Raw genomic sequence first — 6,844 nt, forward strand, 5'->3', positions numbered from 1 at the left:
CGCAGACTGCTGCTTAGGCGTGCTTCCACGCTCTCCCTCCGGGATTCGCTTTCTTCCGTGCTTGGTGCGACTTGGCGCAGACTGCTGCTTAGGCGCTCTTCCAACGCTCTCCCTTCGGGATTCGCTTCCTCCGTGCTTGGTGTGACTTGGCTCGGATTGCTGCTTCAGCGCTCTTCGCGCTCTCCCTCCGGGATTCGCTTCCTCCGTGCTTGGTGCGACTTGGCGCGGACTGCTGCTGCGGCGTGCTTCCGCGCTCTCCCTTCGGGATTCGCTTTCTTCTGTGCTTGGTGCAACTGGCACAGACTGCTGTTTCGGCGTTCTCCCGCGCTCTCCCTCCGGGATTCGCTTTCCTCCGTGCTTGGTGCCACTATTCTTCCAGCAGCGCGTTATAAATATCGCGCTTGGCGACACCGCGGTCGGATGCGGCTTTTTTCATGGCGGCCTTACGAGTGGAGCCGGCGGCCTCGTAGTAGGCGACATGCTCCTCGATGCTGAGCGCTCGCCACCACGCGGAATCGGCTTCCTGCGCCTCTTCTTTACTCTCTCCCTCGACAACGATCACATATTCCCCCAGCGGCGGATGTTCCGCCAGCCACTCGGCGCATTCCTGAATGGTGCCACGCAGGAATTCTTCGTAACGTTTAGTTAACTCGCGGGCCAGAACAATTCGCCGGTTGCCGAAAGCTTCCTGCAAATGGGCCAACGTTTTCACTACCCGGTGCGGCGACTCATAGAAGAGCAGCGTGCCTTGGGCAGCGCGCAGTGGGGTAAGCACAGCGCGGATGTCCTTGCGCTCACGGGGCAGGAAGCCGACGAAGGTAAACGTGGTAGTCGGTAAGCCAGAAGCAATCAGTGCGGACAATGCGGCGTTCGCTCCGGGTACGGGCACAACCGGGATTCCCTCGCTCACCGCGAGCGCCACCAGATCGGCGCCCGGGTCGGAAATGGCGGGCAGACCGGCGTCGCTGACCAGCGCTAGATTTTTACCTTCTATTATATAGCGGATTAATTCCGGTCCGCTCGCTGCCTTATTATGCTCATGGTAGCTGAACAACTGGCCGGGAGAAATGTCGAAATGGCTGAGCAGCTTGCGCGTCTGCCGGGTATCCTCAGCTGCGATAATATCGCATTCCTTTAACGTCCGGACAGCCCGAAACGTCATATCCTCCAGGTTACCGATCGGTGTCGCTACCAGAAATAAAGTGCCTGTCTTCTGCTGAGCGTCCATTTCCTTATTTTGAAAGCTGCTTTGGCATTGAATCGTCATGGCTTTACCTCTTTAGAACCGTAATAGATATCCAGAATCTCCGGACAATATTGATTATCTTCATTGTATACGATCAGCGGCGGCTGTATCCGCACTTCCGGCTTGCCGTCCCGCGCAGCCTCGATCAGGACCATGTTCGCCTCCAGATGCGCACGCGGATGCACAAAGCGGATCGATTTCGGCTCCAGCCTGTTCTGCCGCATCAAGCTGATGATATCGGCCAGCCGCTGCGGCCTGTGAACCATACTGACCTTCCCTCCGGTGCGGACGAGCCGGACGCATGCCTGAATAACCTCCTCCAGCGTACAGCCGATTTCATGGCGGGCCATTGCCTGATGAGTGTTCAGCTTAAGATCACTGCCGTTTAGCGGCATATACGGCGGATTCACTGTAATCGCATCGTATCCCCCATATCCTGCCGTAAGATGCAGCGTCCGCAAATCTCCTTCATGAATGGTGATCTTCTCCTGAAGCGCATTCATCGCTACGCTTCGGCAGGCCATATCGGCCAGACGGGGCTGGATTTCGATTCCCTCGATAACTGCAGCCGTGCGAGTCGTCAGCAGCAGCGGAATCACTCCATTGCCTGTACATAAATCCAATACCCGACCACGGGGAGGTATGGAGGCGAATCGGGCCAGCAGAACGGCATCCATGGAGAAGCTGAACACCTCATCACTCTGAATAATATGCAGATCATGCGTAAGCAGATCGTCCACGCGCTCCGAAGGAAGCAGCGGAACCTCATTCAAACGGTTGCTCATGATTAGTCCCCTATTCCAAAATTCAAAAAAACCGTAGGTAGCGTCCTCCTACGGCTGAATATTCTCATTTATTAAGGAAAGACAGGCAGAACAGACAGTCACCTTCCGTACGCAGATGTCCAAAATTGACATTGCAGATATGAAAGCCCTCATGATACAGCCGTGCCAGATTATCATAGCCCTCGCCGACAATCTCATCTTGGCCGCTTTCGTTCTGGACGGGAAGCTTGCCGGAATTCCGTTTCTCCGAAGAAGAAGCGGGCGGAGCTTTTTTCTTCAAAATCTTACGCAGCTGCTCATTTTCCAGCGTCAGACGCTGGTTCGCTTCCATTAATTCTTTAACTGCCTGCTTCCAATCTCCAAGATTAAGGCGCATCGTTTCCATTTGCGCTTCTATCTCCTGAATGTGTGCGAATATATTTTTCTTTTCCAAGTTTCCACCCCGAAAGTAACCTTAATGGTCTACTTGACGACAACATCATCCATTGGAAGTTCTTTTACTTTACCCATTTCAAACAACTGAACATGCACCGATCGGTTGCCCGCATTTAAGCCGACCACCTTGCCTTCACCCAGCGAAGTGACGACCAGTTTGCCTACCGCAGGCATTTCTTCTTTAACACTTTCGTAATTATCATGCTCAAATTTCAGGCAGCACATCAATCTTCCGCAGAGTCCGGATATTTTGGTCGGATTAAGCGATAGATTTTGATCCTTAGCCATCTTGATCGATACCGGCTCGAAATCTCCCAGCCATGAAGAGCAGCAGAGCACCCTTCCGCATGGTCCGAGACCGCCAAGCATCTTGGCTTCGTCGCGGACACCGATTTGGCGAAGCTCGATACGGGTACGGAAGATGCTGGCCAAATCCTTGACCAACTCCCGAAAATCAACCCGGCCTTCCGCAGTGAAATAGAAGATGATCTTGTTGCGGTCAAACGTAAATTCCACATCCACCAGCTTCATTTTGAGGCCATGATCGCGGATTTTATTTAAACAGGTTGAAAAAGCATCTTTCGCCGCCTGCTTGTTCTCCTCTACCACACGCGCGTCTACATCTCCGGCGATACGCATGACTTTCTTAAGCGGCAGTACGACATCGGCTTCCTGAACCTCTTTTTTGCCTACAACGACCCTGCCATACTCAACCCCTCGCGCCGTCTCGACGATCACGCACTGCTCACATTCAATCGGAAAGTCTAAAGGATCGAAATAATATATTTTACCCGCCTTTTTGAAGCGGACACCGACTACGCTGTATAACAAAATTAACCTCCTTGTCTGCCGGTGAAGGAACCCCCAGCAAGTCCGCTCCATGATGTTCCATGCTTGTTCTTCCTTGACCGTTAGCGCAAGAAGAAACGGCCGCATCAACTTTAGCAAAGCGTATGCTTTCGCAGCAGTGATACGCTGTATCGCTTAGACGCATTTGTTTCTCGTTAGAAAAATAAGGCCAAATCAGGCCAAAATTTGCTTCTTGAAGTCTTCTTCTCAGAAAGCATAAACAGACGGCATCCTTCAGCTTTCCAGACGTATCAAAAACTGCTCCAGACATAGCTGGGCATTAACATTGAACCGCAGCTTCTTCTTGCTCTCAGCGGCATACTCCATATAGGCTACCCACTCCGAAGAAGTACGCGTTCTGGCGTAATTGGAAATAAAGTCCAATTGATCTATAAAAACGATGCTTTCGTGTTTTCGGTACAGGAAGTACAGCATGTCTTTAAACCATAGATGGAACATACTGAAACAGGTATCCAAATGCTCACCGAGCCCGGTCTTGAACAGCTTCTGACCCGCAGTCGCCACCGCCGAGCCGTTCTTGCCCAAAGACTCCTTCGCTAATTGTAACACTAGATTTCTTATTTCTGCAAACCAATTCTGTGCTAAAAGCTCTCTGCATCCTTCTAATCCCGATGTCAAAGATGCCGCGCAGCGTGCAAGGGGAGCGGAAACTCCCTCATTTGACAATACCTGCAGCATCATCTCCGGGGACAGTGGTACAAACGGGATGCGCTGTGTCCGCGACTGAATGGTCGGCAGCAGCGATTGGCTGTTATCCGCAATAAGAATAGCTACCGCAGGTACAGGAGGCTCTTCCAAAAATTTGAGCAGACTGTTAGCCGCCTGAACGGTCATTTTTCCCGCTTCGTCTATAATGTATACCTTGGGATTTCCGCCCTCCCCCCGATAGGAAAAGACCCGCTGCAGGTCGCGGATCTGATCGATTTTGATGCTGCTGCCTTCCGGCGACAGGATCTTGAGATCCGGATGGTTGCCATGCTCCACCTTGCGGCACTCCAGACACTCGCCGCAGGCGTCGTCCTTCAGTGTCGTACAAAAAATCGCTTGGGCCAACGTAAGCGCCGTCTTCATCTGACCGCTGCCAGCAGGGCCGCTGAATAAGTAAGCATGACCAAGCGTATCTTTGCGCAGCGAATTTTGCAATATACGCTTGGCGGTTATCTGTCCCAATATATCACCAAAAGGCATAATATCCTCCTATAGCCATCAAAAAGAAAGGTTGATCAGCAGCCCGCGGATTTCTCCAACCTTGCTTAGCAGATCGATCCGCCCCTGCTCGCTCTCCAGCAGTTCGTCCGCAAGGGTCAGCAGAGCGGCATCGATTTCCTCCAGCAGCTTGTATCTTTTGCCGCGTCCTCTCCGGTCCCAGCCCTTTGTTTCTTTGAGCGTTACGCCGCGGCGCGCCGTTTCTTCCAGGAATTTTTTGACCATGACCCGGTAAATCGTCAGCTCGCGTATCGTCATCGATTTGGAGAGGCGCTCACCCTGAGTTTGAATCTCCTGAATTCGGCGGGTGATTTCATCCCGGCTCGCCTGTTCGCCATGCTGCTGAAACACATCGGAGAACGTTTTTTGCTGAATCGGCCTGTTCATATTGTCGCTTAAAGGCAGTTCGTTCTTCAAAGGCCTGAAGTTCGGATTAATCTTCAATGATTTGCCCACCGCCTTCCTTTGCCGTTTTTAATCTATAGACATAAAATTTTACAGGAAACGGCCGCCGTCTTACAGGACGGTCTGGCCATTTCTTCTGTTCTTTAATAATGTTCGAACCGGTCGACAGGAAGCACAAACACGGTCGCTCCGCCTACTTGCACCTCGACAGGAAGCGGAAGGTAGGAATCCGTAGTTCCGCTCATCGGGGTTACCGGCGTAACCAATTGTTCGCGAACCTTGCAGCTGTTGCGAATAACGCCGAGTACGGCTTCAACCTGACTGTCTTCCACCCCGATCATAAAGGTGGTATTTCCCGCCCGCAAAAATCCGCCCGTACTTGCCAGCTTGGTTGCGCGGAAATTAGCTTTGACCAGTTCGCTGGACAGACGGTTGCTGTCCTTATCTTGGATAATTGCAACAATCAGTTTCATCTTTCCATCTCCTCTTTGCGTTATTGTTAATCGGCAAAACGGCTGCTGTAATACATTATATTAGACAAAGATCCTAGAAGTCCTTTAACAGCTTATCTTCAAGTGTATTTACAAGCTCACGCTCGACAACATGCAGCGGACGATTGGCATCGAGAGTCACAATTCGTACAGGGTCCGCTTTGGCGATCAACTGATATCCTTCTCTTACTTTCTCGTGAAAAGCAAGGCTCTCCATATCCAGCCGGTTGATTTCCCGCTCTCCGTTCGCCGAAATTCTAGCCAGGCCCACCGCCGGCTCGATATCCAGATAGAAGGTGAGGTCCGGCATTCGGCCTCCAGTGGCAAACTGGTTAATCGCCCGCACTTCATCCATACCCAGTCCTCTAGCGTAGCCTTGGTATACAAGGCTGCTGTCCACAAAGCGGTCGCACAGCACGATCAGTCCTTCCTTCAGCGCCGGCTCCACTCTTTCGGCCAAATGCTGGCTTCTAGATGCCGCATAGAGCAGCGCTTCGGTGCGCGCGTCCATCGCCGTATGAGCAGGGTCCAGAATGATAGAGCGGATTTTCTCGGCGATCTCAATGCCGCCCGGCTCGCGGGTAATCAGATAAGGGAGGGAGCGGTTCTGCAAATAGGCGGCCAGCCTGCCCATAATCGTTGTTTTACCCGATCCTTCTCCGCCTTCAAGTGTAATAAAAAATCCCTTCCGGCCCAATTACGCTTCTCCGCCTTTCTTTCATTCAAAATTCAATAGTGCTTCTGGGTCCACGTAAAGTACCTGAATAGACTTTGTCAGCCAAACCTTTTACTTTGTGGAGTTGTTTTATACCTCTTCTTGAGTTAAATATACTTGTATCATCCGCAAAGACGGATCGGATGCGGCCTGAAATTTGGCCCCGGCAGCCGCCAAGCCCTGCAGCCTTAGGCTTATTTCCCCGGTAATAACTTCGCCTGGATACAGCAGCGGTATGCCCGGAGGATAAGGAACAACCATCTCCGCCGCGATTCTGCCCTCGCTCATCTCAAGCTTGATACGTTCTGTCTCTTCCTCCCTGACGGGTCTTAGTGAAAACTGCACCGGCTCCGAAATAAAGCTGTTGGCAAAATTGTTCCACGTGGAAACATGGACGGAAGCGGCAGGGATCGGTCCCGGAGGGAATTTCCTGTCAATCTCCCGCAGCGCCGCAAGCAGCCGGTCGGCATCCTCCACTCTGGAGCCGAGGCTAAACAGCAGCACCACATACCGTTCATCGCTCATTTCCGGCACGCAGCCTCTCTTCTCGAGCTCTGCCTGCAGCTCGAATCCGCTCAGGACCCCGGTGGCGTCATATATGACGGCTTTGAAGGGGTCCTGCATCTGGTAGGCGCCGCTTGTGCTTCGCGGCGCCAGTCCTGAGGCGGAGGCTTCCGCTTCGCCTCCGCCA

10 protein-coding genes are annotated in these 6,844 nt (G+C 52.4%); all 10 read right to left on the reverse strand.

From position 1 onward, the window contains the following. A partial coding sequence (locus L691_RS33635; protein ID WP_232229211.1) for a hypothetical protein occupies nt 1–300 on the reverse strand: 300 nt, incomplete at its 3' end. Between the two features lie 67 nt (nt 301–367). After that, entirely contained in the window at nt 368–1,267 is a 900-nt protein-coding gene (gene rsmI, locus L691_RS0117620) for a 16S rRNA (cytidine(1402)-2'-O)-methyltransferase (protein WP_025691739.1), read from the reverse strand. Continuing rightward, nucleotides 1,264–2,031, reverse strand: a complete 768-nt coding sequence (locus tag L691_RS0117625; RefSeq protein ID WP_036737303.1) for a tRNA1(Val) (adenine(37)-N6)-methyltransferase — start codon at nt 2,029–2,031, stop codon at nt 1,264–1,266. Before L691_RS0117625 ends, rsmI begins: the two co-directional genes overlap by 4 nt. A 64-nt stretch (nt 2,032–2,095) precedes the next feature. Further along, on the reverse strand, nt 2,096–2,464 hold the full coding sequence (gene yabA, locus L691_RS0117630; RefSeq protein ID WP_025691741.1) for a DNA replication initiation control protein YabA: 369 nt from the start codon (nt 2,462–2,464) through the stop codon (nt 2,096–2,098). A 29-nt stretch (nt 2,465–2,493) separates the two neighbouring features. After that, nucleotides 2,494–3,297, reverse strand: coding sequence for a PSP1 domain-containing protein (locus tag L691_RS0117635; protein ID WP_025691742.1), 804 nt, complete (start codon nt 3,295–3,297; stop codon nt 2,494–2,496). A 252-nt stretch (nt 3,298–3,549) separates the two neighbouring features. Then, nucleotides 3,550–4,524, reverse strand: coding sequence for a DNA polymerase III subunit delta' (holB, locus tag L691_RS0117640; RefSeq protein WP_025691743.1), 975 nt, complete (start codon nt 4,522–4,524; stop codon nt 3,550–3,552). 18 nt (nt 4,525–4,542) lie between these two features. Beyond that, nucleotides 4,543–4,986, reverse strand: coding sequence for a YaaR family protein (locus L691_RS0117645; RefSeq protein WP_025691744.1), 444 nt, complete (start codon nt 4,984–4,986; stop codon nt 4,543–4,545). 104 nt (nt 4,987–5,090) lie between these two features. After that, complete coding sequence (locus L691_RS0117650; RefSeq protein WP_025691745.1) at nt 5,091–5,420, reverse strand: cyclic-di-AMP receptor; 330 nt, start codon at nt 5,418–5,420, stop codon at nt 5,091–5,093. A gap of 73 nt (nt 5,421–5,493) precedes the next feature. After that, entirely contained in the window at nt 5,494–6,135 is a 642-nt protein-coding gene (gene tmk, locus L691_RS0117655; protein WP_025691746.1) for a dTMP kinase, read from the reverse strand. Nucleotides 6,136–6,243: 108 nt separating this feature from the next. After that, nucleotides 6,244–6,844 (reverse strand): Orn/Lys/Arg family decarboxylase (locus tag L691_RS0117660; protein WP_025691747.1); only part of this gene is annotated, 601 nt, incomplete at its 5' end.

The organism is Paenibacillus zanthoxyli JH29, from assembly GCF_000520715.1.
Lineage (GTDB): Bacteria > Bacillota > Bacilli > Paenibacillales > Paenibacillaceae > Paenibacillus_AQ > Paenibacillus_AQ zanthoxyli.